This is a genomic window from Spirillospora sp. NPDC048824, assembly GCF_043198455.1.
Taxonomy (GTDB): Bacteria; Actinomycetota; Actinomycetes; order Streptosporangiales; family Streptosporangiaceae; genus Spirillospora.
In genome coordinates this window covers 532,595-555,818 of the sequence record NZ_JBICUS010000003.1, presented here as the reverse complement: position 1 = coordinate 555,818, position 23,224 = coordinate 532,595, and the positions used below count along the sequence as shown (strand labels likewise).

Here is a 23,224-nt window from a genome sequence, read left to right as displayed (position 1 = left end):
CTACGCCGGGTACGGCGTGTTCGTTTATCCAGGCCACACAGCCACAGCAGCCACCTCGCCGCCGGTCAACGACCCACGGGAACAGCAGAAGAGCCGCTTTCCCCCTGGAGGCAATGATGCCCCGCCGTGCCCGTACCATCGAAATACCGAAGACACCCGTCGAATTCTTCGGTACAGAACTGCGTGCATGCCGCGAAACGGCTGAACTCGGACGTCCCCAGCTCGCCGCGAAGCTCGGCTACTCACCTCAGTGGATCGGCCTGCTGGAGCGAGGCGAGAGCGCCCCGTCCGAGAACTTCGCGACGGACTGCGACACGTTCTTCGAGACGAAAGGTGCATTCCACCGCATCTGGGAATGGATCCAGCGTCTCGGACACCTCCAGCTCCTCCCGCCCGGCTTCGCCGAATTCCTCCAGCGTGAGGCCATGGCACGCGTGATTCATACCTTCGAAGCCATGGCTGTAACGGGCCTCTTTCAGACGCGGGAGTACGCGTACGAGCAACTGAAGGCCGGCCGGACTCCCGGTGAGGCCGAGGAGTTGGTGGCGACGAGGCTCTCCCGCCAGGCGATCCTCGAAGGGGAGGACCCCTGCCATGTCGTCGTGGTCTTCGACGAGTACGCCATCAGGAGGCCGGTCGGAGGCCCAGAGGTCATGCGCGGTCAGGTGCAGCACCTGATCGATCTGGCCGATCGGCTGAACGTCACGCTGCAGATCGTGCCGAGCGCCAAGGGATCGTACCCGGGGGTCATGGGGGCGTTCATGATCCTCGGCTTCGACGAGGGGCCCGATGCCGCGTACGTTGAAGGTCATGTGGGCGGCCAGTTGATCGAGCAAGGACGCGTGGTTCGGGCGTATGCGCTACGTTTCGATTTGATCAGGGGTGCGGCATTGTCGACGGATGAGTCCCTGAAGCTCCTTCATACGATCTTGGAGGGTCTGTGAGCATCGGTAGCGCGTCGAAGATCGAGTGGCGGAAGAGTAGCCGCAGTGGCGACACCGGCGGCGCCTGCGTCGAGGTGGCGAGCCTTTCGGCGGAGGTCGGGGTGCGGGACTCGAAGGATTCGGATGGGCCCAGGCTCTTTTTCGCGTCCGCCGAATGGCGTGCGTTCGCGCAGCGTGTGAAGAGCGGCGGGCTCGACCTGCGCTGATTCCGCACCCCGGGTGGCGTCAGCGAGGGCCTTACTCTTCGGTGTTGGTGGTCTCGGCGACGGACTCGGCGAGGAGGTCCTCCTCGGTGGCGCCGCGGCGCCAGTAGCCGGAGAAGGTGACGGTGCGGCGGTTCAGGCCGCGTTCGCGGACCAGGTGTCGGCGGAGCGCCTTGACCAGGGCGGATTCGCCTGCGATCCAGGCGTAGGCGTCGGCGGGGACGTCGGCGGTGCGGACCGCGTCCAGCAGGCCGCCGGGGGCGACCCAGGTGATCTCCGCGTCGGCCGCGGTGGGCAGGTGCTGCCGGTCGCCGGGATGCGGGACGTCGATCCAGACCTGGGCGGACGTTCCTGAGGGCAGCCAGGCGAGGTTCCCCGCGATGGCGGGCAGCGCGGTCAGGTCGCCCGCGATCAGCACCGGGCTCCCGGGCGGCGGGCGGAAGTCGTAGCCGCCGTTGTCGGAGCCGGTCGGGCCGAGGATGGTGACGCGGTCGCCGGGGCGGGCCGCCGCGGCCCAGGTGGCGGCCGGGCCGGAGGAGCCCTCGACGTGCAGGGCGAAGTCGACGTCGAGTTCGCCGGGGCGGTGGTCGCGGACGGTGTAGGAGCGCATGATGCCGCGTTCGGCCGGGTCCAGGGCCTTCCAGTCGGCGAACCAGGTTTCGCCGTCGTTGTCGTCCGGCATGACGGGCGCGTCCTGGTGCGGGTGCGGGAGGAACACCTTGATGCGCTGGTCACGCCCGGCGGAGACGAACGCCGTTTCGGCGGATCCGTTCAGCGACTCGCCGCCGAAGGTGACCCGGACCATGGACGGGCCGAGGCGCTCGGCCCGCAGGACGTCCAGGTCGAAGAACGCGTAGGGGGGGGACGGTTTCGGCATGCCGGGCGTACTCCATGAATCAACGGCGGTAACCCTGTTGCGGGCTTGATCGTTACTTAGGTTAACCTAACCTAATCTCTGATCAAAGGGCGGAGCCGGGACGCCGGCGCCCGGCCGCGCCCTCGCCGAGGTCCCCGCATTGACCTGCGGCGTGCCACTCCCTGAAGGATTTGCTCCTTCGGGGTGACACGCCGCAGATCAGCGATGAGCGGGGCGGGTCACTTGCCGGCCGGGACCTTGTACGCCTCGGCCTCCTTGGAGGCGGTGGCCTCCCGCTCGACGACCATGCCGCCGAGCGCCTTGGCGTCCGTCCGCAGGATGTAGGTCTTGCGGGTGCCCGGCTCGTCCACCTTCGAGAAGTCCATCGGCGTCCCGTAGCCGCCGTCGTAGGTGGTGGTGGACCGGTGCGCCTTGATCAGCCCGTCCCTGGTGAGGTCCTTGGCCTCGCACGCCTTCTTCAGCGCGTCCGCGAAGATGACCGCGCTGGTGTGGCCGTTGACGACCGCGCTGTCCAGCGGCTGCCCCGGGTACTTCTTCGCGTAGTCGTCCGCCAGCTTCTTGATCGGCGCCAGGTCGGACGCGATCGGCGCGCCGGCGCTGGCGAGGTAGAAGCCCTTGAGCAGCGCGGGCGCCGCGGGGGTCTTCAGCAGCTGCGGGGAGAACCCGGAGTTGCTCGCCACGATCGGCACCATCAGGCCCTTGGACCGGGCGACGCCCGCGAGCGACGCCGACTGCTTGGGGCCCGCGCTCATCAGGATCGCCGTCACCCCGGCGCTCTGCAGCGCCGAGACCTGCGCGGTCATGTCGTTGTCGGTCGCCTTGATCTTCTGCTCGACGATCGTCAGGCCGAGCTCGCCGGCCGCGTACTTCGACCCGGCGAGCGCGCTCTCGCCGTAGTCGCCCTCGAAGTACACGTGCCCGATCTTGTCGCCCTTCTCGACCCCCTTCTCCTTGGTCAGGAAGTCCAGGGCGTTGATCATGTCGACGTCGTAGGTGGTGCCGGTGACCTGGATGTACTGGTTGCCGAGCAGCGTCGTCGCCCACGCGTTCGGGATGACGAACATCTTGTCGGCCGTGATGCGGTCGCCGAGCGCCGTCACCATCGGCGACCCGACGAACTGCGTGAGGCCGATGACGCTCGTCTTCAGCTCGCTGTAGGCGGCCACGGCCTTCTGCACGTCGTACCCGTGGTCGCGGACGACGAGCTCGACCGTACGCCCGCAGATGCCGCCCTGCGCGTTCACCTGCTCGAAGTACAGCTGCTGCGCCTGGGTGAGGCTCTTGCCGAGCGGCGCGTACACCCCGGTCATGTCGGTCTCGATCCCGACGCTGATCTTCTTGTCGGTGACGCCGGTGCCCTGCTTCACGCCGTCGGCACCGGCCTCTCCCGGGCCGCCGGTCGACTTTTTGCTGCAGCCGGACGCCATGCTCAGCGGCAATGCCAGCGCCAGGGCGGCGACCGCCGTGACGCGCGCCATTCGCTTCATACCAGTTGCTCCTCTTTCTCGAGTCGGGTGAGGGGTCGGGCGGCCCGGCGCCGCGACGCCGTGGCGCGCAGCCACGGCCATATCCCGGCCAGGCCGCGGGGAAGGAACAGGACGACGGCGACGACGGCGGCGCCGTACAGGATCCGGGCCGCCTCGGCGGGGGAGACCCCGCCCGAGCCCGGGGTCGCGACGAGCGGCAGGTCGTCGCCGAAGCGCGTGAGGAGCTGGGGCAGGACGGAGACGAACACCGCGCCCGCGACGGCCCCGGCGACGCTGCCCAGCCCGCCGATGACGATCATGGCGAGGTAGTCCAGGGCCAGGAACATCCCGAAGTAGTCGGGGACGGTCCGCTGGAACGCCAGCGCCAGCAGCCCCCCGGCGGCGCCCGCGTACATCGACGACAGCACGAACACGCCGGCCCGGTAGCGCGCCACCGGCACCCCCATGACGGCCGCCGCCACCTCGTGGTCGCGGATCGTGTTCATCGCCCGCCCGGGACGGCCGCGCAGGATGCCGCGCGCGATCCACACCGCCGGGACCAGCAGCGCGAGGCCGAGGAACCACAGCCGCTCCACCGCGCCGAGCGGCACGTTGAACAGCACCACCCCGGGGGAGTCGTCGAACCGGAACCCGGCGATCTCCAGCGGCGGGACGTCGCGGCCGTTGAAGCCGCCGGTGACGCTCTCGGCGTTGAACAGCACATGCTGGCCGACGAAGATCAGCGCGAGGGAGGCGATGCCGAGGTAGACGCCGCGCAGCCGCCCGGCGATGGGGCTGAACAGGCCGCCCGCGACACCGGCGAGGACCACCGCGCCGACGAACGCCAGCGGCGTCGGCAGCCCGAGGCCCACCATGCCGTCCTCCGAGCCGGACGCCAGGTACACGTACCCGTAGGCGCCGACGGCCAGGAAGAACGCGTGCCCCATCGAGAGCTGCCCGGTGGACCCCGTCAGCAGGTTCAGGCCGATCGCGCCGATCGCCGCGGACATCGCGAACAGGCCCGTCAGCAGCCAGAACGCGTCCAGGTAGAACGGAGGGAGAAGCATGACCAGGATGGCCGCGGTGATGATCCACCGCCGCCCGAGGAAGCGGAGGACGGACGGACGTTCAGACACGCGACAGCTCCCTCGTCCCGAACAGCCCGGCGGGCCGGACCAGCAGCACGGCGAGCATCACCAGGAACGGCGCCACGCCGCCGATGCCGCGGCCCAGGAACGTCAGGTCGCCCTGGTAGCCGGTCACGAGCGACTCGGTGAGCCCGACGATGAGCCCGCCGACCAGCGCCCCGGTCGTGGAGTCGAGCCCGCCGAGGATCGCGGCGGGGAACGCCTTCATCGCGGCGAACGACGTGCTGCGGTCCAGCCCCGGCGTGGGGAACACCGTCAGGAACAGCGCCGCGACGGCCGCCAGCGCGCCCGCGATCGCCCACGCCGCCAGCGAGACCCGCGTCAGCCTGATGCCCATCAGCGACGCCGTCTCGCCGTCCTCGGCCGCCGCCCGCATCGCCACGCCCCACGACGTGAAGCGGAACGCCAGCAGGAACGCCGCGATGATGACAGCCGCGACGACGAACGCGGCGATGCGCGTCTGGGCGATTCCCACCCCGCCCACGTACACGATCTTGTTCTGCCACGGGTCGCCGAGCGAGAGGACCTGCGTGCCGATCCGCCGCGTCAGCTCGGTCGTCAGCACGATGTCGATGCCGATCGTCACGATCGCCAGCACCGCATGGTTCTCCACCCGTGCGTGCCGCAGGATCAGCACCTCCACCAGCACGCCCAGGACCGCCGCCGCGGCGATGCCCGCGGCGAGCGCCGGCAGGAAGCCGATGTCGTCGTGCAGCACGGCCGTCACGAAGCCGCCGGCCAGCAGCAGCGACGCGTGCGCGAAGTTGACCACCTCGGTGGCCTTGAAGATGATCACGAAGCCGAGGGCGATGAGCGCGTACACCGCTCCCGCCGAGACCCCGTTGACCACCAGCTCGATGAACGTGCTCAAGGATTTCCTTCCGGGTCCGCGTGGGAGGGCGCCGCCGGGACGTGGGCGGCACCGAGATAGGCGCGGATCACGGCCGGGTCGCGCTGCACCCGCGCCGGGTCGCCGCCCGCGATGCGCCTGCCGAAGTCGAGGACGGTGACCTCGTCGGCCAGCCGCATGACCATCCCCATGTCGTGCTCGACCAGCAGGATCGAGACGCCGAGGTCGGCGCGGGCGCGGGAGATGACCTCGGTCATCCGCCGCCGCTCACCGCCGTTCATCCCGGCCACCGGCTCGTCCAGGAGCAGCAGCCGGGGCTCCATCGCCAGCGCGCGGGCCAGCTCGACCCGCTTCTGGACGCCGTAGGGCAGCATCCCGACGGGGGCGCCGAGATGCTCGTCCACGCCCACGAACCGGGCGATGTCGCGGACCCGCGCCCGGTGCCGCGCGTCCTCGCGGCGCGCCCACGGCATCCGCAGGCCCGCGGACGCGAACCCGGCGCGGGTGAGGCGGTGCCGCCCGAGCATCAGGTTGTCCTCGGCGGACTGGAACCGCGACAGCGCGATGTTCTGGAACGTGCGGGCGACGCCCAGGGCCGCGATCCGGTGCGGCGCCAGCGAGGTCAGCTCCGCCCCGCCGAACCGGACGCTGCCCTCACTCGCCCGGTACACCCCGGACAGGACGTTGAAGCACGTCGACTTGCCCGCACCGTTCGGCCCGATGATCGCGTGGACGCTCCCGGGCGCGACCGTGAAGCCGACGTCGTCCAACGCCGTCAGCCCGGCGAACCGCACCGTGAGCCCGCTGACGACCAGCTCGCCCGTCCCTGCGTCCTGTGTGGGGACGACCTCCTGCGTCCCCTGGTCCGCTCCGCTCATCCGGTCCACCTCTCCAACGCGGGCGGCGGAACGTCCTTATCGGTGGCCTCGCCGTCCGCGTCGTCGGCGATCTCCTCACCGACGCCGAGGTAGCGGCGCCTGATCTCGTCGCTGCCGGCCAGCTCCGCCGACGGGCCGTGCAGGGCGACCGCACCGACCTCCAGCACGTGCGCCGCCGACGACAGCTCCAGCGCCAAGGCGGCGTTCTGCTCGATCAGCAGGATCGCCGTGCCCTGCAGGTTGATCTCCCGGACGGTGTCGGCGATCCGCTCGGCCATCAGCGGCGCGAGGCCGAGCGTCGGCTCGTCCAGCAGCAGCACCGACGGGCACGCCATGAGGGCCCGCCCGATCGCGAGCATCTGCTGTTCCCCGCCCGACAGGAGCCCGGCGCGCTGCCGCGCCCGTTCCGCCAGCACCGGGAACAGCTCCAGCACCCGCCCGTGCGCCTTCGCGGCCTCGGCCCGGCTGGGCGCGCCGAGCGCGCCGGCGCGCAGGTTCTCCTCGACGCTGAGCCGGCCGAACACCCGCCGCCCCTCCGGCACCTGCACCACCCCTGCCGCCACCACCGTGGCCGGGTGCAGACCGATCAGGGACCGGTCGCCCAGCCGCACGGTGCCCGCGTCCACCGCGCCGCGGTGGAACGGGAGCGTCCCCGAGATCGCCCGGAGAAGCGTCGACTTGCCCGCCCCGTTCGCGCCGAGCACCGCCGTGACCGATCCCGCCGGGACGTCCAGCGACACCCCGCGCAGGGCCCGCACGGCCCGGCCGTAGCTCACCGACAGATCACGGACCGCGAGGGTCCCGTTCGCCATGCACGCCTCCACATTCTCGTGTGGCTGGCACCCCAACACGGGCCGCCGACCTGCGTCCATGGGGCGCGGGCAAGACGTGGCGGGCGTCCAATCGAACGCCGTTCGGGTTGTGTGGCGAGCACAGTGGGGGCCGCCCCGCCGGGGGATTCGGGCGCCGTTTCGCCCTCCCCGTTGTGCGCGGTGAGCGATTGTTCACCGGCACTGCCGCCCACCCCCGCGACGTGCCCTGCGCAACCGCGCATGCAGAGCATGGGCATGCGTCGCCATGCCCTGAAGCCCGCCGGCGAGTGTGTCGTGGACTCAGCGGCGCACGAGCGACCGGCGGTGGTCGTCCAGCAGGCTTCTAGGGTTCGGTGGTCGAGCCCAGGTGGCGTTCGACCGACTCGACCTTGGCGTCGAGGGCACCGGTCACGCCGGGGCGGATGTCGGCCTTGACGACGAGGCCCACCCGCGGCGCACGCGCCGCGACCGCGTCGGTGGCGGCCTTCACCACGGCCATCACCTCGTCCCACTCGCCCTCGATCGTGGTGAACATCGCGTCGGTGCGGTTGGGCAGGCCGCTCTCGCGCACCACCCGGACCGCTTCCGCGACGAGTTCACCGACCTCCTCGCCCACGCCGAGCGGGGTCACCGAGAACGCGACGAGCATCGTGCACCTCCCATGGTCAGGGCTGCAGGACCTGCCGCACCACGATCTCATCCAGCCGCCGCTCGACGATCACGCCCACCGGCCAGTCGCGCACCAGGCACCGCAGCAGCGCCGCCTCGTGCTCGGCGAACGCGGGGTCGCAGCCCTGCTGCTCAAGGCTGGACCTGATCGCCAGCACATAGTCGTCGCTCGTGAACCCCGGAACCTCCCTGACCATCGCGGTCGTCGTGGCGCGGTGCGAGTTGAGCCCGGCGAACGAACGGCCGCAGCCGCATCCGCCGTCCGGGTCGTCGCGGTCGCGGGCGCACACCATCCCGATGTGGACCAGTTCCCCTTCGACGCACCAGTCGAAGTCGTTGTCGCGGAATCCCTGGCTGGAGTTGGTGGCGGTGAGCAGCTTCAAGGCCATACCCCCTCGGCGCGTCAGCGGACCCGCCCACCGTACGACGAGGGTCTGACGTAACGTCTGGACCATGAGCGAAGACAACGACGTCCTGCTCCACCGCGACGGAGCCTTCACCACGATCACGATGAACCGGCCGCGCCGCCGTAACGCGCTGTCCCGCGCCTTCCTGCTCGCGTTGACGGACGCGTTCCGCGAGGCCGGCGGCACCGACACCCGCGGCCTGATCCTTGCCGCGAACGGCCCGGTCTTCTCCGCCGGCCACGACTTCGCCGACATGGCGGGGGCGTCCCACGCCGACGTCCGCGACCTGCTCCAGGTGTGCGCCGAGCTGATGCGGACGATCCAGTCCGTCCCGCAAGTGGTGGTCGCCCGCGTGCACGGCCTCGCCACCGCAGCCGGCTGCCAGCTCGTGGCGAGCTGCGACCTCGCCGTCGCCGCCGAGAGCGCCGGTTTCGCCGCGCCGGGCGGCAAGGGCGGCTGGTTCTGCCACACGCCCCTGGTCGCGATCGCCCACAACGTCGGACGCAAACGCGCGGCCGAGATGGCCCTCACCGGCGAGGTCTTCGACGCCGCCACCGCCGCCGACTGGGGCCTGATCAACTACGCGGTGCCCGACGACGAGCTGGACAAGGCCACCCACGAGTTGCTGCTGCGCGCCACCCAGGGCAGCCCACGCAGCAAGGCCCTGGGCAAGCAGGCGATGTATGCGCAGTTCGACCGCCCCGAGCAGGACGCCTACGCCTACGCGATCGAGGTGATGGCCGCCTCCAGCCAGACCCCCGAGGCCCAGGAGGGCATGACGGCATTCCTAGAGAAACGCCACCCCACCTGGCCCGCCTGACCCAGAAGCCCACCCAGCAGAGGGGCGAGGGGCGGAGCCCCATCGACCGGTCCCCGGGCTGACGCTCACGTGTGCAGTGACCTCAAGCCGACGGGGGCGAGGGGCGGAGCCCCAAGGACCGGTCCCCGAGCCGACCGTGCCGGTGCAACAACCTGAGCCGACAGGGGGCGTGGGGGCGGAGCCCCCACATCGGGGGTCCGGGGGTCGCCCCCCGGGTCGGCATGACGGAAGAGTCCCGGTCCGCGCCCCCCAGCGGACACGGTTCGCCCAGACTCTGTAGGGCGGGCGGGACTCGAACCCGCGACTGGGAGATTATGAGTCTCCTGCTCTGACCAGCTGAGCTACCGCCCCGAGGCGTCCCCCGGTAGACGGTGGGGGCGTGGCCCGGGTGTCATCTTAGCGGCGCGGAAACCGCGGCTGCCACAGGAAAAGTGAGGTGCCGTGTCACCGGCGGGTCGTACTTCGGGTGGGAGGATGTCATACCTCCTACCGAGTGACGGGTGCGGGTACCCGTCGGTAAGGTCCCGCGTATGTCCAGACGCATCCTCGTCCTCGTTTCCGTGTTGCTGGCGCTGGTTTCGACCGGTGCGTGCAGCGGGGGCGGATCGGACGAGCCCGCCGGGAAGGCGGATTTCGATGCCGCGCAGACGCTGCGGCAGGCCGCGCAGGCGATGGGAAATCTGAAGAGCGTGGCGTTCACCGTGGAGTCGGAGGGGGAGACTCCGGTCATCGTGAAGGGCGGCGACATGAAGCTGCTCCGGGCGGGTGACGCGGAGGGGACGCTGACGGTCGAGCAGCAGGGCCAGAACGTCGAAATGAAGGTCGTCGCGGTCGGGGAGAGCATTTACCTGGACGCGGGGACGGGTGGCTGGCGCAAGGTGCCGAAGGCGCTGGCGGCGAGCATGTACGACCCGTCGGCGGTGCTGGATCCGGAGCGGGGGATCTCGAAGCTGCTGACGTCGGCGGCGTCGCCGGAGCCGCAGGCCGAGGAGAAGGTGGCCGGGAAGGAGACCTACCGGGTGGGGGCGAAGCTCCCGAAGGCCCAGATCTCGGGCCTCATCCCGGGGATCAACGCGGATCTGGAGGGTCAGGTCTGGGTGAGCAAGGCCGACCATCGCCTGGTGAAGGTCCGCGGTGCGTTCCCTGAGAACAAGGGTGCGGTGGTGATCTCGTTCACCGAGTTCGACGCCCCGTACGAGATCCGCGCCCCGAAGTGAGGCGGCGTCGCCGGGTGGCGATCGGGGCCGGCGGCGCGGTGGTGCTGCTGGCCGCGCTGGACGCCTATGTCGTCACGACGATCCTGGTGCCGGTGGTCGAGGACCTCAAGATCCCGATCAACCGGCTGGAGCGGGTGACGCCCGTCCTGACGGGGTTCCTGCTGGGGTACGTGGCGGCGATGCCGCTGCTCGGGCAGTTGTCGGACCGGTTCGGGCGGCGGCCGCTGCTGCAGGCGTGCCTGGTGTTCTTCGCGGTGGGTTCGGCCGTCACGGCGCTGGCGGGGGGTGTGCCGCTGCTGACGGCGGGACGGGTGGTTCAGGGCGTCGCGGGCGGCGCGCTGCTGCCGGTGACGATGGCGCTGGCCGGTGACCTGTGGGAGGAGCGGCAGCGGCCGGTGGTCCTGGGCGCGGTGGGGGCGGCGCAGGAGCTGGGCAGCGTGCTGGGGCCGCTGTACGGGGCGGGTGTCGCGGCGGTCCTGGAGTGGCGGGCGATCTTCTGGATCAATCTTCCGCTGGTGCTGGTGGCGATGGTCGCCGTTCAGTTCGCGGTGCCGGGCGGGCGCGGGGAGGGGCCGAGGCCCGGCGTTGACGTGGTGGGCGGGCTGCTGCTGGCGCTGGGGCTGGGGCTGCTGGTCGCCGGTGTCTACAACCCGGAGCCGCAGGAGTCGGCGCTGCCGCCGTGGGGTCCGCCGGTGCTGATCGCGGGTGCCGCCGTCCTCGTGGTGTTCGTGTTCTGGGAGGTCAAGGCGAGGACGCGGCTGCTGGACCTGTCGGGTGTGCGGCGCGGGCCGCTGCTGGCGACGCTGGGTGTGAGCCTGCTGTCGGGTGCGGCGCTGATGGTGACGCTCGTGGACGTCGTCCTGGTGGCGCAGACCGTGCTGGACAAGGACGCGACGGAGGGCGCTCTGCTGCTGACCCGGTTCCTGGTCGCGCTGCCGGTCGCGGCGGTGGCCGGGGGCGTGATCGCCAGGCGGTTCGGTGAGCGGTGGCCGATGGCGGCGGGCATGGCGGTGTCCGCGGTGGGTTATCTGCTGATCGCGGCGTGGCCGGCGGATCTGGCGGACGCCTCGTACGGGCCGCTGCCGCGGATGGACGTCGATCTCGTGGTCACGGGCCTCGGCCTCGGCCTGGTGATCGCGCCGGTGTCGTCGGCGGTGCTGAGGTTCGTTCCCGCGGGCAGGCATGGTGTCGCGTCGGCGGCGGTGGTCGTGGCGCGGATGATGGGGATGCTGCTCGGGATCTCCGCGCTGTCGGCGTGGGGGTTCTACCGCTTCCACGCGCTGACCGCCGATCTGAAGCCGCCGCTGCCGTTCCTGATGTCGGACGGCGAGTTCGCGCGGCAGATGAAGATCTACAACGCGGCCTTGGACGAGGCGCTGCGCACCGAGTACCAGGAGATCTTCTGGATCACCGCCGGGATGTGCGTTCTCGGTGCTCTTCTCGCGCTGGCCGCGGGTGGCGGGGGCCACCGGGACTCGGACGACGATCCGGGCGATGGCGAAATTCGGTCACCATTCGGGCATACCGGGCGCGAAGCGGGAAAGGATTCGGCCACAGGCCACGTGCCGATCAGCGGACTCGGGAATATCCTGGGCGAAGAAGGCTGAAGGCCTCTTGCCGGGAGGGCACTCCCCGGGGAGGTGACGCAGATGCGCAGGTCCGGTATCGGCCGGGGAGGCACGCCGCTCACCAGGCTGCGCCGGCGGCTCGGACTGGAGCGCAGCGAGCTGCGGCGCCGGGTGGACCGCGTCCAGCGGGTGATCGCCCTCGCCCTGCTCGTGCTGCTTCTCGGCACCGCGCCGCCACTGGCCGCCTGGGCCGCGACCTGGTCCTACGAGGCCGGCGTCCGCGCCGAGGACGCCGAGCGGGCGAACCGCCGCCAGGTCGTCGCCACGGTGACCGCGACCGGCGGCATCGGCGCGTCCGGCGACCGCTACGTCCATGAGACCGTCCATGCCACCTGGGCGGGGGAGAACGGCGAGAACCGCGTCGGGACGCTGCCGAGCTGGAAGGGCGCCAAGGTCGGCGCGCAGCGGAGGATCTGGGTCGACCGCGACGGGAACCCGGCGGTCCGGCCCCGCCCGCACAGCCGCACGGTGACCGACGCCGCCTACGCGGGGACGGCGGCCGTCCTCGGCTGCGGGCTGCCGGTCCTGGTGATGTACATCGTCGTCCGCCGCCGCTGCGACCGGCACCGCGACCGCATGTGGGAGGCCGACTGGGCCCGGATGGACGCCGACGCGGGCCACAATCCCCGCTCCTGACCGGTCAGGGCGTGATCACGCAGGGGCCGCCGCCGCACACGTCCCTGACCGTGCCGGTCTTGAGGAAGATCGCCTTCTGCCTGCGGGCGTCGGCGTTGTTGCGGGGGTCGGAGTGCGGGTCGCGGCCCTCGGCCGGCGGCGTGTTGCTGAGCGGCGGGTGCGGGGAGCCGCTGTCCCAGACGACCATCGCGGACCCGTCGTGGGACGCGCCGAACGCCGGGATGCCCCAGTAGGGGACCTTGTCGGGTTTGCGGCCGGGCCGGACGGCCGGGGCGTGGATCCGGGCGCCGATCGTGCGCGCCTGGACCTCGGCGGCCACGGGCGCGACCTGGTGGTCGCCGAACGCGACGTGCATGAGGACGCGGTGCCCCGGCGTGCCCGGCAGCGGATCGCCGGTCATGTGCCAGGCGTATCCGTTGGCCTCGCCGCGGTCCCACAGCATCTGGATCAGCGCGATGCCGATCTGCTGGTCGAGCCTGTCGGGGTAGAACAGGTCGAGGACCCGCCCGTACTGGGGGAAGTCGGAGCTGCGGTTGAGCATCGTGCTGTAGTTCATCGCGGGGACGCCGAGGACGGCGCGGCGGATGTCGGGCGACACGGCGGTGAGCGCGCCGCCCATGATGCCGCCCTGGCTGTTCCCGTCGAAGGTCAGCTCGGCGTCCGCGTCGATCAGCGACGTGCCCGCGTCGTCCTGGAACGCCTTGTGGCCGGCGAAGCCGCGGGTCATGGCGCGGCCGAGGAAGATGAAGTTCAGGAAGCTCTGCTGGGTGCGGTCCGCGACCGTCCGGAAGCGGGTGAGGTCGGCGAGCGCCGAGACGACGTTCGGGACGTCCTCCTCGGACATGCCGATCCATCTGGTCGCGCAGAACACGAACCCGTGCTCGGAGGCCATGGACGTGACGTTGCCGGCGTCGACCTCGTCCTCGCCGCCGAGCAGGCCGTGCCCGTAGAGGGCGGGACGGGCCGGTTCCGTGAACGCCGATCTCGGGATCTCGCACTGGAACGGGACGGCCTGGGAGTTGCCGGGCAGCCGCTCCGGTTTCCCGTCCCGGCCGCGGTGCAGCGACGCCCCGGGCAGGCCGCCGTACTGGTCGAGGTAGCTCGGCGCCCAGACGACCCCCCTGACCTCGCGGGCGATCTTGTCGTCGACGTCGTCGGTCACCTGCGTCACGAGGAACGACGGGGAGCGGTCGCCGAGCCTCCCGAGCGCCTCGTCGCGCATGTGGAGCACGGGTCCGGCGAGGCTCTGCCGGCTCGCGACGGTGAAGTCCCATGCGAGGTACAGGCCGTCGCGGCCCACGCCGTGGCGTTCGAGGGCCGCGAGGACCTTCCGCGTGTCCCGCTGCCGCTCGTGGAGCGGGTCGGAGGACGGCAGCGCCGGCCCGAGGATCTCGGTGAACGCGTCGTTCGGCCCGATCGGGTTCCCGGACGCGTCGCGCAGGTTCCGGAGCGCGACGGCGTAGTGGTGGCCCTCGCGGAAGTTCCGGGCCGGGCGGATGATCAGCGCCCTGCGGTCGTCCGGCGCGTTGGCGTCCAGTTCCGCCCAGTACGGCTGGCGCTCGCCGGTCGCGGTGTCCACGATGACGATGGGGGCGTCGTCGCGGAGCGAGGCGCCGATGTCGGTGACCGGCGCCGCGCCGGTGCGGGTGAGGTCGAGGCCGGGGACGCGGCTGAGCAGCATCGACCCGGGGGAGAAGCCGTCCGCCCGGTTCCACTCGTCCGGCGACACCGGGATGCCGAGCGCGTTCGTCAGCGTGGTGCGCATGTGGACGCGGCGGCCCGTCGGGGTCGCGGCGTCGGGCACCGTGTACCAGTCGTTCGGGAACGGCAGCAGGCACGCCGCCGGGTCGATGGGATCGCAGCCGGGCCCGGTCTCGGCCGCGGCGGACGTCACCGCGGGCGGGACGGTCAGGAGCGCGAGGGACGCGGCGAGCGCCGCGACGGCCGAGAGAGTGCGCTGGGGGAGACGCAACGTCCACCTCCGGAGGATCCGCGACGTTCAGCCGATCTTGATTTCACCGGAGGCTCAGGTCAAGAGGCGTCCGGAGTCGGCCAGGTTCCGGGTGGGCAACGGAACGGTCACGCGCTTGTCCGCCGCGGCCGGGCCGTACGAGCGGAGGACGACCGGGGCCCGCAGCGCGTCCTCGATCGTCTCCACCGGACGGCCGAGCGGCGCGTAGACGGGACGCGCCGCGAACAGGCGGCGGGTGAGACCGGCCTGGCGGTCCAGGTCGGGCGGCCCGGTCGCCAGCCGCCCGACCCGTTCGCCGTCCATGTCGTAGGCCAGGCAGGCCCGCAGGTCTGGACGTGCCCCCGCCACGTCCAGATGCGTGACCGCCAGGCCGTCCACGCCGCCCGCCACGTCCAGCGCGTACCGGAGCGCGACGGCGTCGAGGTGGCCGACGCGGAACGCGCCCTGCCAGCGGCCGGTGCCGTTGTGCGGGTCGGGCAGGTCCGCCGTGAGCGCCGGGTCCTCGGTGACGAACGGGCCGGGGCCGTGGCGGGTCGCGTACGCGCGCAGCACCCCGAGCCGCGCGGCGGACTCGCCCGCCTCGGCCAGCAGCGTCTCGGCGTTGGCGAACGTGGTCGTCGACCAGGTCGTGTACGGGTGGAAGCCGTGCCACTCGTCCAGCAGGACGCCCTGGGCGCCCTCGAACACCACGTTCCCGGTGCGGAGCAGGCCGTGCAGGTGGCCCGCGTCCACGATCGCGACCCTCTCGCCGAACGCGGTGAACGCGGCGGCGCAGGCATCGGCGCCCGGGACGTCCTCGCCCGACGGGAAGGTGTCGCGATACCAGTCGTGCACGGCGGTCAGCCGGCGCCGCAGCCGCGCGGGCGACAGGCAGTCGCCCGCGCGCGGCGCGTCGTCGTGCGCCAGGGCGTAGGACGCAGTCTCGCCGATGCCCATCCCGCACGACCCGTGCCGGGCCGCGCCGCGCGCCGACTCCCGCGCGCGGTTGGCGGCCCGGTGGTACGGCGTCGTCAGCAGGGCGTCCCGGTCGACGGTCAGCCGGTCGAGCGCGTCGCGCACGCCCAGCCCCCGCAGATGGTCCGCCTCGGCGGCGAGGGACAGCGGGTCGACGAGCATGAACCGCGACAGGTGCGTCCGGACGCCCGGCGTGAACGTCCCCGAGCCGAGCTGGGCGAACGTGTGGTGCCGCCCGTCCGCCGTGACGACGTTGTGCGCCGCCTGCGCCCCGCCGTTGAACCGGACGACCGCCGCGACGGGGGACGCGGAGCAGAGGTGGTCGACGACCGTGCCCTTGCCCGCGTCCCCGAACCCGAGGTCGACGACGATCACGTGCCCCATCGGGTCAGAGCCGGGTCGTCGCGGACGGGCCGGCGGCGTCCAGGCCGGGCGGCGTGGACGACACCGCGACCGGCGCGCGGGACGCGTCCAGCCGGGCCAGCGCCCGCGACACCGACGCGCCCGCGTCCGAGCCCGCCTCCGCCAGGTGCCCCAGGCCCTCGTCGAGGTCGATGGCGTCCTCGGCGAGCCCGACGGTCAGCGCGATCGTCTCGCAGACCGCGTCGAGATCGTCCAGGTGCAGGACGTTCTGGCCGAGCAGCCCGCGCCAGAAGTCCCTCAGCTCGCGGCTGCCGGCGTGGTGGGCGCCCTCCGGGATGATGAAGTACACCTCGTACCTGCGCTGCAGCTCGCGGACGATCGCCTCGACCGGGACGTCCTCGTCCAGGTCGTCCCCGATGACCTTCGCGACCTCGCCGCGCTTGACCTTCGGGTAGGCCAGCTCGTCACCGATCATGAACAGGTAGCCGCGCCTGCCGCGCTTGTCGAAGCAGTCGATCGAGGTGTGGCGGGCCATGAAGTACATGGCCAGTTCGTACGACTCGCGCATCTGGCCGCCGCCCCCGCCTTCGAGCAGGATCTTGCCGAGGTCGTCGTCCATCCGGTTGTCGGCCTCGAACTGGCCGATCTGCAGCGGCGCCCGGTCGCAGGTCGCGTCGCCGACCGCGCCGAACAGGATGTGCGGGTGCTCGGCGTATCCCTTGCGCAGCAGCAGCCCGAGCAGGTCGGGGAGCTTGGTCTGCAGCGTCCGCGGGACGTGTCCCATCGAACCGGTCACGTCGAACAGGACGCCGATCGCGAGCGGCTCCGGGTGGTCGTCCGAGTCGCGGCTCTCCCGGGCGGTCACGCCGCGCGGGTCGAGGTCGGGGTGGACGGTGGTGGCGCCGCCGTCGGAGTAGGCGAACGCGCTGGCGCCGGTGGACGCGCGGTAGCTCGCCCGCGCGGCGTAGACGTCGGTGGACCAGTTTCCGCTTCCCATGATCGTCTCCTTCGGTGTGGGAGGGGTCTTCGAGGGGTGTCAGCGGGCGAGGGGCAGGTGGAACGGGCGGAAGCGCCGCGGGCCGTAGAGCCCGTCCAGCAGCTCGTCCAGCTCGGCCAGCAGCCGCCAGGCGTCGGACGGGCGCCGGTTCTGCGCGGGCAGCAGGCAGCCGCGGGCGAACGCGCGCATCGCCTTGGGCGCCTTGCCGCCCATCAGGCCGGTCATGCACCGGGTGGCCATGAAGATGTCGGTGGCCGGGCTCGCCGGCCGCCGTCCCGGAACCTCCGGCGGGTACAGGTCCGCGTGGCGGTCCACCATCGCCGGCACGCGGCCGGCCGGGCCGGTGGCCGCGTCGCGGCCCGGAACGGAGTAGCACCAGTCGACCAGGACCAGGCCGTGCCTCTCCGGGTGGATCATCACGTGGTCGGGGAGGACCGCGCCGTGCAGGACGCCCGCGCGGTGCGCGAACCCCAGGCCGACCAGCAGCCGCCGCCACATCCATGCCGCGTCGCGCGGGTCGACGCCGCCGGGGAACGCCTTCCCGACCGCGGTCAGGGTGTGGAACCCGTCCAGCGCGGCGACCACGTTGACCCGCCGCTCCGCGCCGGTGGACGCGTCCCGGTGCCGGAACGACTCGACCAGCCGCGGGACGTACGGCAGGAACCTCCCATCGCCGTCCCTGGGGAGCCGGCGGAGCGCCACGGCCTCGCGTTCGAGCAGGTCCCCGTCACGGGGGTCGCGCGGCATCTTCAGCAGCACCGCCCGTCCGCCGCCGTCCGGGCGCGCCCCGTACAGTTCGGCGAGGTCGCCGCCGATCTGGGCGCCGGCGAGCCGGTACGCGTGGCGGCGCGTGGTGATCAGGGTCGCGTCGTCCCGGTTGTAGCCGCGCCAGAGCGCGTTCAGCCTGATGAAGGCGTCGCGGGTCCGCCCGCCGGTCGCGTCCGGGTGGACGAGCCGCGCCAGCCGCCGGTAGCGCCGCGCCGCCTCCGCGGCGTCGCCGCCGAACAGGTCCGCGGGGACGCGCGCCCGGTCGAGCCGCGCCAGCGCGTCGTCCAGGTCCGTTCCCCGGCCGCTCATCTGATGTCCTCCTCCCTGCTCGGCCGCAGCAGCGCGGGGTGCAGGAGGCGGGCGTCGCCCGGCCGGTAGAGCCGGGGCCGGGGTCCGCCGCGGCGGCCGCCCCGGTCGGACGTCGCGCCCGTGCTCTCCACGAACCCGGGCACCGACAGCACCTTCCGGTGGAAGTTGCCGGCGTGCAGCTCCTCGCCCCACACCGCCTCGTACACCGAGCGCAGCTCGGGGATGGTGAACTCGCCCCCGCAGAAGGCAGTGGCGAGCGGGGTGTACTCCAGCTTCCCGCGCGCCCGCTCCAGCCCGTCCGACAGGATCCGCGCGTGGTCGAACGCCAGGCGGCGGGTGGTGCCCGGACGCTGGTCGCCGGACTCGGACAGGCCGAGCGCGTCCACCGGGACCCACGCCGCGTCGGCCGCGTCGCCGCCCGCCTCGGGGTCCGGCAGCTCCGGCGCGAACGCGAGGTGGGCGACGGAGATGACGCGCATGCGCGGGTCGCGCCCGGGGGAGCCGTACGTGCCGAGCTGCTCCAGGTGGACGCGGCCGAGCACGCCGCCCTTGGCGCTGAGGCCGGTCTCCTCGGCGAGTTCCCGGACGGCGGCGTCGGGCAGGTCTTCGGCGCCGGTGCCCTGGAGCGGCCCGCCCGCCTGGACGAATCCGCCGGGCAGCGCCCACATCCCCTCGTACGGGGCGACTCCGCGCCGCACCAGCAGGACGTGCAGCGCGCCGTCGCGGATGGTGAGGGCGACCACGTCCACCGTCACGGCGACCGGGTCGTAGTCGCGAGGGTCGTAGTTCGCGAGGAACTCGCTTTCGTCGCGCCTCGGTTCCGGGGACATCCGCGCCTCTCCCAGCTGATCTCGTTCCGAGTAAGTCTCAATATGAGTCAATCTCATGCTGAGAGTAACCTAGCTCAGGCGGTGGCCGTTGTCCAGCCGGTCGCCCGGCCCGTCCCGGACGCGACGAGGGCGCCGCCCCCGGGAAACGGGTGCGGCGCCCTCGTCGTTCGGCGGAACTCTACAAATCGAAAGTTTCGGTAGTCGGCCCGTCAGCGGCGGTGCCGTCCGCCGCCGGGAGGCGGTTCCTGGTGCTCCCCGTCGTGGGGCGGCCGGCCCTCGGGCGGGCCGTATCCGTACGGATCGGAGCCGTACGGGTCAGACCCGTAGGGATCGGAACCGTAGGGATCGGAACCGTACGGGCCCGATGGGTACGGATCGGAGACGCCCGGGTCGATGCCGTACGGGTCGGCTGGCGGGCCGGGCGGCTCGGGCCGGCCCGGCTCCCGGGCGAACTGGCCGGTCGGCTGCCGTCCCGTCGAGTAGCGGCCCGTCGGGTAGGGGCTCTCCGGGGCCAACGGCCCGGGACGCATGTCGCCCGGCCACGATCCCGTCCCCTGGCCCGGGTACCCGCCCGCCGGCACTCCGCCGGGCGGGTAGGGGGCGACCGCGGCGCCACCGGGGGGAGGCGGGCCCGGGAACGGGCCGCCTCCCGGCGGCGGCGCGGCCAGCCGGGCGGCCACGGGACGTTCGGGCGGAGGCTCGTCCAGCAGGAGCTTCATCTGGCTCTTCCGGCGCCCGTAGACGAGGTACAGCAGCAGTCCGGCGACCATCCAGATCGCGAAGTAGCCCCATGTCTGGACCTTCAGGTTCACCATCAGCCAGCCGACCGCGAACATCGTCACCACGGCGGTGAGCGGCGCCACCGGCACGCGGAACGGGCGGTGCAGGTCGGGCTGGGAGTGGCGCAGCGCCATCACGGCGGCGGGGACGAACAGGAACGCGAACAGCGTCCCCATCACCACGAGCTGCTCCAGTGTGAGCACGTCGATCGTCTGCGAGGTCACCACGGCCGCGCCGCCCGCAAGCAGCGTGGCGCGGGACGGCACCTTGTAGCGGCTCATGGAGGCCAGCGGCCGCGGCAGCAGCCCGTCGCGCGACATCGAGAAGATCACCCGGGTCAGGCTGACCAGCACGACCAGGATGACGGTCGTCAGGGAGAGCACCACGCCCACGTCGACGAGCTTGCCCATCGCGCCCGCGCCGACCGAGTCGAACGCCGCGGCGATCAGCAGCTTGTCCGGATCGAGCTTGGCGAAGCCGTCCATCCCGACCATGCCGACCAGTGCGACCGCCACGGCGGCGTACAGCACGACGGCGGCGAGCAGGGCCGTGATGATGCCGCGCGGCACCTTGCGGGGGGCGTCCTCGGTCTCCTCGGACGCGGTCGCGATGAGGTCGAATCCGATGTAGGCGAACGCGATGGCCGGCGCCGCCGCGAAGAGCCCCCAGATCCCGAACACCTCCGGGGTCCCGCCGCCGACCGCGCCGAGCATGGCGTCCAGCACCGTCTGGTCGGCCTCGGGCGCCGGTCGCGCGGGCGGCAGGACCGGGGTGAGGTTGCCGCCGCTGAAGAACTTCAGCCCGGTGGCGATGACGAGCCCGATCACGATGACCTTGGCCATCACCATGAACCACAGGGTCTTCAGGCTCATCCGGCTGCCGGTGGCGAGCATCAGCACGACCAGCAGCAGGATGAGGAGGGCGAAGAGGTCGGGGCCCTTCTGCTGGCCGATCAGGTCGCCGAGCCATCCGGGGACCTGTACCCCGAAGTCGTTCAGCGCCTGCGCCGCGTACAGCGACCAGACCCGGGCCAGCACCGACGCGGCCAGCAGCAGCTCCATCACCAGTGCCCAGCCGACGATCCACGCCCACACCTCGCCGAACGCGACATAGCTGAAGGAGTAGGCGCTGCCCGCCACCGGGATGATCGAGGAAAGCTCGGCGAACGCGAGCGCGACCAGCAGGCAGACGCCCCCCGCGATGAGGAACGACACGAGTACGCCCGGCCCGGCGGTCGCGGCGGCCTGCTCACCGGCGATCTTGAATATGCCGGAGCCGATCATGACGCCGAGGCCGAGCACGACGAGATCGCGGGTCCGGTAGACCACGCGGAGCCGGTGCCGGCCGCCGTAGAGCCTTCCGGTCGCCCGCTCCACCGGCAGCCGCCGGAACATGTTGTTGCGCATGCGCATGTCCCAGGTCATAGATTTCTCCCCCCAGGCCGGGGGGCCGGGGACGCTGAACCCGCGCCGCTGATCGCGAGATGATGGTCTGCTGAAGTCCCTAAGAATTAACCAGGTATGACCATAATCGCAACGTTTCCGGGCGGATCGGTGCCAACGATCTGTTGGCGGATAATGCTAAACCGCCTGGTAGCCGCCGGGCGGCGACGTGGCGCAGCGCCGTCCTCACGCTGGGCGAACACCGAATCCGTTTCCAATGGATCGTTCCGGCCGAAATACCCGGGACGGCCAATAAAGAAAGCGCTTTACGATCTTTGATCGGGTGGCGCCGGACGAAGATCGATGACACCGTGGGGACGCCGCGTTCAACTGGAGGTCCGGTGTCCCGCTCCCCATCGCCCTCGAAGCCGCCCGCGCCCCGAGCCCCGCGCCGCACGGCCCTGGTGGCCGCGATCGCCACCGCCGCGTCCCTGACCGTCCCCGCCGCCGCGGCCGCCGCGCCGATCGCGCCTCCCGCCGCACCTGTACACCCGCGGCCCCCGGCCAAGCAGCCCGTCGCGACCGGATACGGCGGCGCGGTGTCGACGGTCGACCCGGACGCCAGCCGGACGGCGCTGGAGGTGCTCAGGCGCGGCGGCAACGCGATGGACGCGGCCGTCGCGGCCGGGGCCACGCTCGGCGTCACCGAGCCGTACGTGGCGGCGATCGGCGGCGGAGGCTACATCACCTACTACGACGCGGAGGAGCGCCGCGTCCACGCCCTGGACGGCCGCGAGATCGCGCCGGAGAGGATGCGGGAGGACGCCTTCATCGACCCCGCCACCGGCGAGCCGCTCCCGTTCGACCAGGCCGTCACCAGCGGGCTCGGCGTCGGCGTGCCCGGCACGCTCGCGCAGTGGGACCTCGCCCTGCGCCGCTTCGGCACCCGCGACCTCGGCCGCCTGCTGCGCCCGGCGATCAAGGTCGCCGACCGGGGCTTCGTCGTCGACCGGGAGTTCCACGACCAGACCGCGATGAACGCGGCGCGCTTCCGCGACATCGTCCCGACCCGCGAGCTGTTCCTGCCGGACGGGCGGGTCCCCGCCGTCGGGTCCGTTTTCCGCAACCCCGACCTCGCCGACACCTACCGCGAGCTGGCCAGGCGCGGCACCGGCTGGTTCTACGAGGGACGGCTCGGCCGGGAGATCGCGCGGACGGTCGCCCGCCCGCCGGTCGACCCGGACGCGACCCGCGACGTCCGCCCCGGCCTGATGAGCCCCCGCGACCTGGCCGCCTACCGCGCCCTGGTGCGCGAGCCCACGCACGTCTCCTACCGGGGGATGGACGTCTACGGCATGCCGCCGTCGTCGTCCGGAGGGACGACGATCGGCGAGACCCTCAACATCCTGGGCAACTTCCGGCTCGATGAGCGCGACCCGGCCGCGGCCCTGCACCACTACCTGGAGGCGACCAAGCTCGCCTACGCCGACCGCGGCCGCTACCTGGGCGACGCCGACAAGGTGGACGTGCCCGTGGACGAGCTCCTGTCGTCCGGATTCGCCGGCGAGCGCGCCTGCCTGATCGACCCGGGCCGGGCCGCCGCCGCGCCCGTCGCCGCCGGTTCGCCCGACGGCGACTACCGGCCGTGCGTCCCGCCGGGCACCCGGACCCGGGCGCTGGCGCCCGAGGGCCCGCAGACCACCCACCTCGTCGTCGCGGACAAGTGGGGCAACGTCGCGTCCTACACGCTGTCCATCGAGCAGTTCGGCGGCAGCGGCATCACCGTTCCCGGACGCGGGTTCCTGCTCAACAACCAGCTGACCGACTTCTCCTTCCGGCCGCCCGCGCCCGGGCAGGCGCCCGACCCGAACGTGCCCGGCCCCCACAAGCGTCCGCGCAGCAGCATGTCCCCGACGCTCGTGCTCAAGGACGGGCGCCCGAAGCTGGCCCTCGGCACGCCCGGCGGGTCGACCATCATCACGACCGTCCTGCAGATCCTGATCAACCGCATCGACCTCGGCATGGACCTGCCGGCCGCGCTCAACGCCCCGCGCGCGACGCAGCGCAACACCCCGCAGGTGTTCGCCGAGCAGCCGTTCATCGACGCCTACGGCGCGGACCTGGCCGCACGCGGACACCGCCTGGAGGTCTTCGCCGGCCCGCCGGCGGGCGTGATCGGCGCCGCCACCGGACTGGAGATCCTGCGGCCCGGGCTCGTCCAGGCGGTGGCGGAGCCGACGCGGCGCGGCGGCGGCAGCGCCCTCGTCGTCCGTCCGGCCCGGCGGTAGCCGGTGCGAGGAGAGGGAAGGAGTCG

Annotated in this window: 21 protein-coding genes and 1 tRNA gene; 7 read left to right on the top strand and 15 right to left on the bottom strand. The window is 72.3% G+C overall.

Going from position 1 to position 23,224, the window contains the following annotated elements; all coding sequences use genetic code 11:
- Positions 1-944: Scr1 family TA system antitoxin-like transcriptional regulator (locus ACGFIS_RS08995; RefSeq protein WP_392970094.1), on the top strand; the 944-nt coding region annotated here is incomplete at its 5' end.
- Positions 941-1,150 (top strand): DUF397 domain-containing protein, encoded by a 210-nt coding sequence (locus ACGFIS_RS08990; RefSeq protein WP_392902341.1) that lies wholly within the window; start codon positions 941-943, stop codon positions 1,148-1,150. The genes ACGFIS_RS08995 and ACGFIS_RS08990, both read left to right, overlap by 4 nt.
- A 31-nt stretch (positions 1,151-1,181) precedes the next feature.
- On the opposite strand, the gene ACGFIS_RS08985 is transcribed toward ACGFIS_RS08990, so the two are convergent.
- The 8 genes from ACGFIS_RS08985 to ACGFIS_RS08950 form a co-directional block, all read right to left on the bottom strand.
- Positions 1,182-2,024, bottom strand: coding sequence for a siderophore-interacting protein (locus ACGFIS_RS08985; RefSeq protein ID WP_392970091.1), 843 nt, complete (start codon positions 2,022-2,024; stop codon positions 1,182-1,184).
- Positions 2,025-2,242: 218 nt separating this feature from the next.
- Complete coding sequence (locus ACGFIS_RS08980; protein ID WP_392902345.1) at positions 2,243-3,511, bottom strand: ABC transporter substrate-binding protein; 1,269 nt, start codon at positions 3,509-3,511, stop codon at positions 2,243-2,245.
- Positions 3,508-4,626 carry a branched-chain amino acid ABC transporter permease gene (locus ACGFIS_RS08975; protein WP_392902347.1) on the bottom strand — a complete coding sequence of 373 codons (1,119 nt, stop codon included), beginning with the start codon at positions 4,624-4,626 and terminating at the stop codon, positions 3,508-3,510. The genes ACGFIS_RS08980 and ACGFIS_RS08975 overlap by 4 nt, the downstream gene beginning before the upstream one ends.
- Positions 4,619-5,509, bottom strand: coding sequence for a branched-chain amino acid ABC transporter permease (locus ACGFIS_RS08970; RefSeq protein ID WP_392902349.1), 891 nt, complete (start codon positions 5,507-5,509; stop codon positions 4,619-4,621). Before ACGFIS_RS08970 ends, ACGFIS_RS08975 begins: the two co-directional genes overlap by 8 nt.
- A complete protein-coding gene (locus ACGFIS_RS08965) occupies positions 5,506-6,366 on the bottom strand; it encodes an ABC transporter ATP-binding protein (protein ID WP_392902352.1) in 861 nt (286 codons plus the stop codon). Before ACGFIS_RS08965 ends, ACGFIS_RS08970 begins: the two co-directional genes overlap by 4 nt.
- Positions 6,363-7,178: an ABC transporter ATP-binding protein gene (locus ACGFIS_RS08960; protein WP_392902354.1), complete on the bottom strand. Its 816-nt coding sequence runs from the start codon at positions 7,176-7,178 to the stop codon at positions 6,363-6,365. Before ACGFIS_RS08960 ends, ACGFIS_RS08965 begins: the two co-directional genes overlap by 4 nt.
- 343 nt (positions 7,179-7,521) lie before the next feature.
- Positions 7,522-7,827 carry an MTH1187 family thiamine-binding protein gene (locus tag ACGFIS_RS08955; protein ID WP_392970088.1) on the bottom strand — a complete coding sequence of 102 codons (306 nt, stop codon included), beginning with the start codon at positions 7,825-7,827 and terminating at the stop codon, positions 7,522-7,524.
- Between the two features lie 16 nt (positions 7,828-7,843).
- Positions 7,844-8,236: a hypothetical protein gene (locus ACGFIS_RS08950; protein ID WP_392902359.1), complete on the bottom strand. Its 393-nt coding sequence runs from the start codon at positions 8,234-8,236 to the stop codon at positions 7,844-7,846.
- Between the two features lie 64 nt (positions 8,237-8,300).
- Here ACGFIS_RS08950 and ACGFIS_RS08945 point away from each other — a divergent pair, with 64 nt between their 5' ends.
- Positions 8,301-9,074, top strand: a complete 774-nt coding sequence (locus tag ACGFIS_RS08945) for an enoyl-CoA hydratase-related protein (protein WP_392902361.1) — start codon at positions 8,301-8,303, stop codon at positions 9,072-9,074.
- 277 nt (positions 9,075-9,351) lie between these two features.
- Here ACGFIS_RS08945 and ACGFIS_RS08940 read toward each other — a convergent pair.
- Positions 9,352-9,425 (bottom strand) — tRNA-Ile (locus ACGFIS_RS08940).
- Positions 9,426-9,604: 179 nt separating this feature from the next.
- On the opposite strand from ACGFIS_RS08940, the gene ACGFIS_RS08935 reads away from it, so the two are divergent.
- The 3 genes from ACGFIS_RS08935 to ACGFIS_RS08925 are packed head-to-tail and all read left to right on the top strand — an operon-like array spanning position 9,605 to position 12,555.
- Complete coding sequence (locus ACGFIS_RS08935) at positions 9,605-10,291, top strand: LppX_LprAFG lipoprotein (RefSeq protein ID WP_392902363.1); 687 nt, start codon at positions 9,605-9,607, stop codon at positions 10,289-10,291.
- A 14-nt stretch (positions 10,292-10,305) separates the two neighbouring features.
- A complete protein-coding gene (locus ACGFIS_RS08930; RefSeq protein WP_392902365.1) occupies positions 10,306-11,898 on the top strand; it encodes an MFS transporter in 1,593 nt (530 codons plus the stop codon).
- Positions 11,899-11,940: 42 nt separating this feature from the next.
- Positions 11,941-12,555, top strand: a complete 615-nt coding sequence (locus ACGFIS_RS08925) for a hypothetical protein (RefSeq protein ID WP_392970086.1) — start codon at positions 11,941-11,943, stop codon at positions 12,553-12,555.
- Positions 12,556-12,559: 4 nt separating this feature from the next.
- Here the strand turns inward: ACGFIS_RS08925 and ACGFIS_RS08920 are convergent, their stop codons facing one another.
- The 6 genes from ACGFIS_RS08920 to ACGFIS_RS08895 form a co-directional block, all read right to left on the bottom strand.
- Entirely contained in the window at positions 12,560-14,527 is a 1,968-nt protein-coding gene (locus ACGFIS_RS08920; RefSeq protein ID WP_392970083.1) for a hypothetical protein, read from the bottom strand.
- 54 nt (positions 14,528-14,581) lie between these two features.
- Positions 14,582-15,865 (bottom strand): adenylosuccinate synthetase, encoded by a 1,284-nt coding sequence (locus tag ACGFIS_RS08915; RefSeq protein WP_392902373.1) that lies wholly within the window; start codon positions 15,863-15,865, stop codon positions 14,582-14,584.
- Between the two features lie 4 nt (positions 15,866-15,869).
- The gene (locus ACGFIS_RS08910; protein WP_392902376.1) at positions 15,870-16,841 is read right to left on the bottom strand and encodes a hypothetical protein; all 972 of its coding nucleotides are present in this window, start codon (positions 16,839-16,841) and stop codon (positions 15,870-15,872) included.
- Between the two features lie 39 nt (positions 16,842-16,880).
- Complete coding sequence (locus ACGFIS_RS08905) at positions 16,881-17,918, bottom strand: molecular chaperone DnaJ (RefSeq protein WP_392902379.1); 1,038 nt, start codon at positions 17,916-17,918, stop codon at positions 16,881-16,883.
- Positions 17,915-18,748 (bottom strand): NUDIX domain-containing protein, encoded by an 834-nt coding sequence (locus ACGFIS_RS08900; RefSeq protein WP_392902381.1) that lies wholly within the window; start codon positions 18,746-18,748, stop codon positions 17,915-17,917. Before ACGFIS_RS08900 ends, ACGFIS_RS08905 begins: the two co-directional genes overlap by 4 nt.
- A 209-nt stretch (positions 18,749-18,957) precedes the next feature.
- Complete coding sequence (locus ACGFIS_RS08895; RefSeq protein WP_392902384.1) at positions 18,958-20,952, bottom strand: amino acid permease; 1,995 nt, start codon at positions 20,950-20,952, stop codon at positions 18,958-18,960.
- A gap of 359 nt (positions 20,953-21,311) precedes the next feature.
- Between ACGFIS_RS08895 and ggt the strand changes: the two genes are divergently transcribed.
- The gene (gene ggt / locus ACGFIS_RS08890; RefSeq protein WP_392902386.1) at positions 21,312-23,198 is read left to right on the top strand and encodes a gamma-glutamyltransferase; all 1,887 of its coding nucleotides are present in this window, start codon (positions 21,312-21,314) and stop codon (positions 23,196-23,198) included.
- Positions 23,199-23,224: the final 26 nt, after the last annotated feature.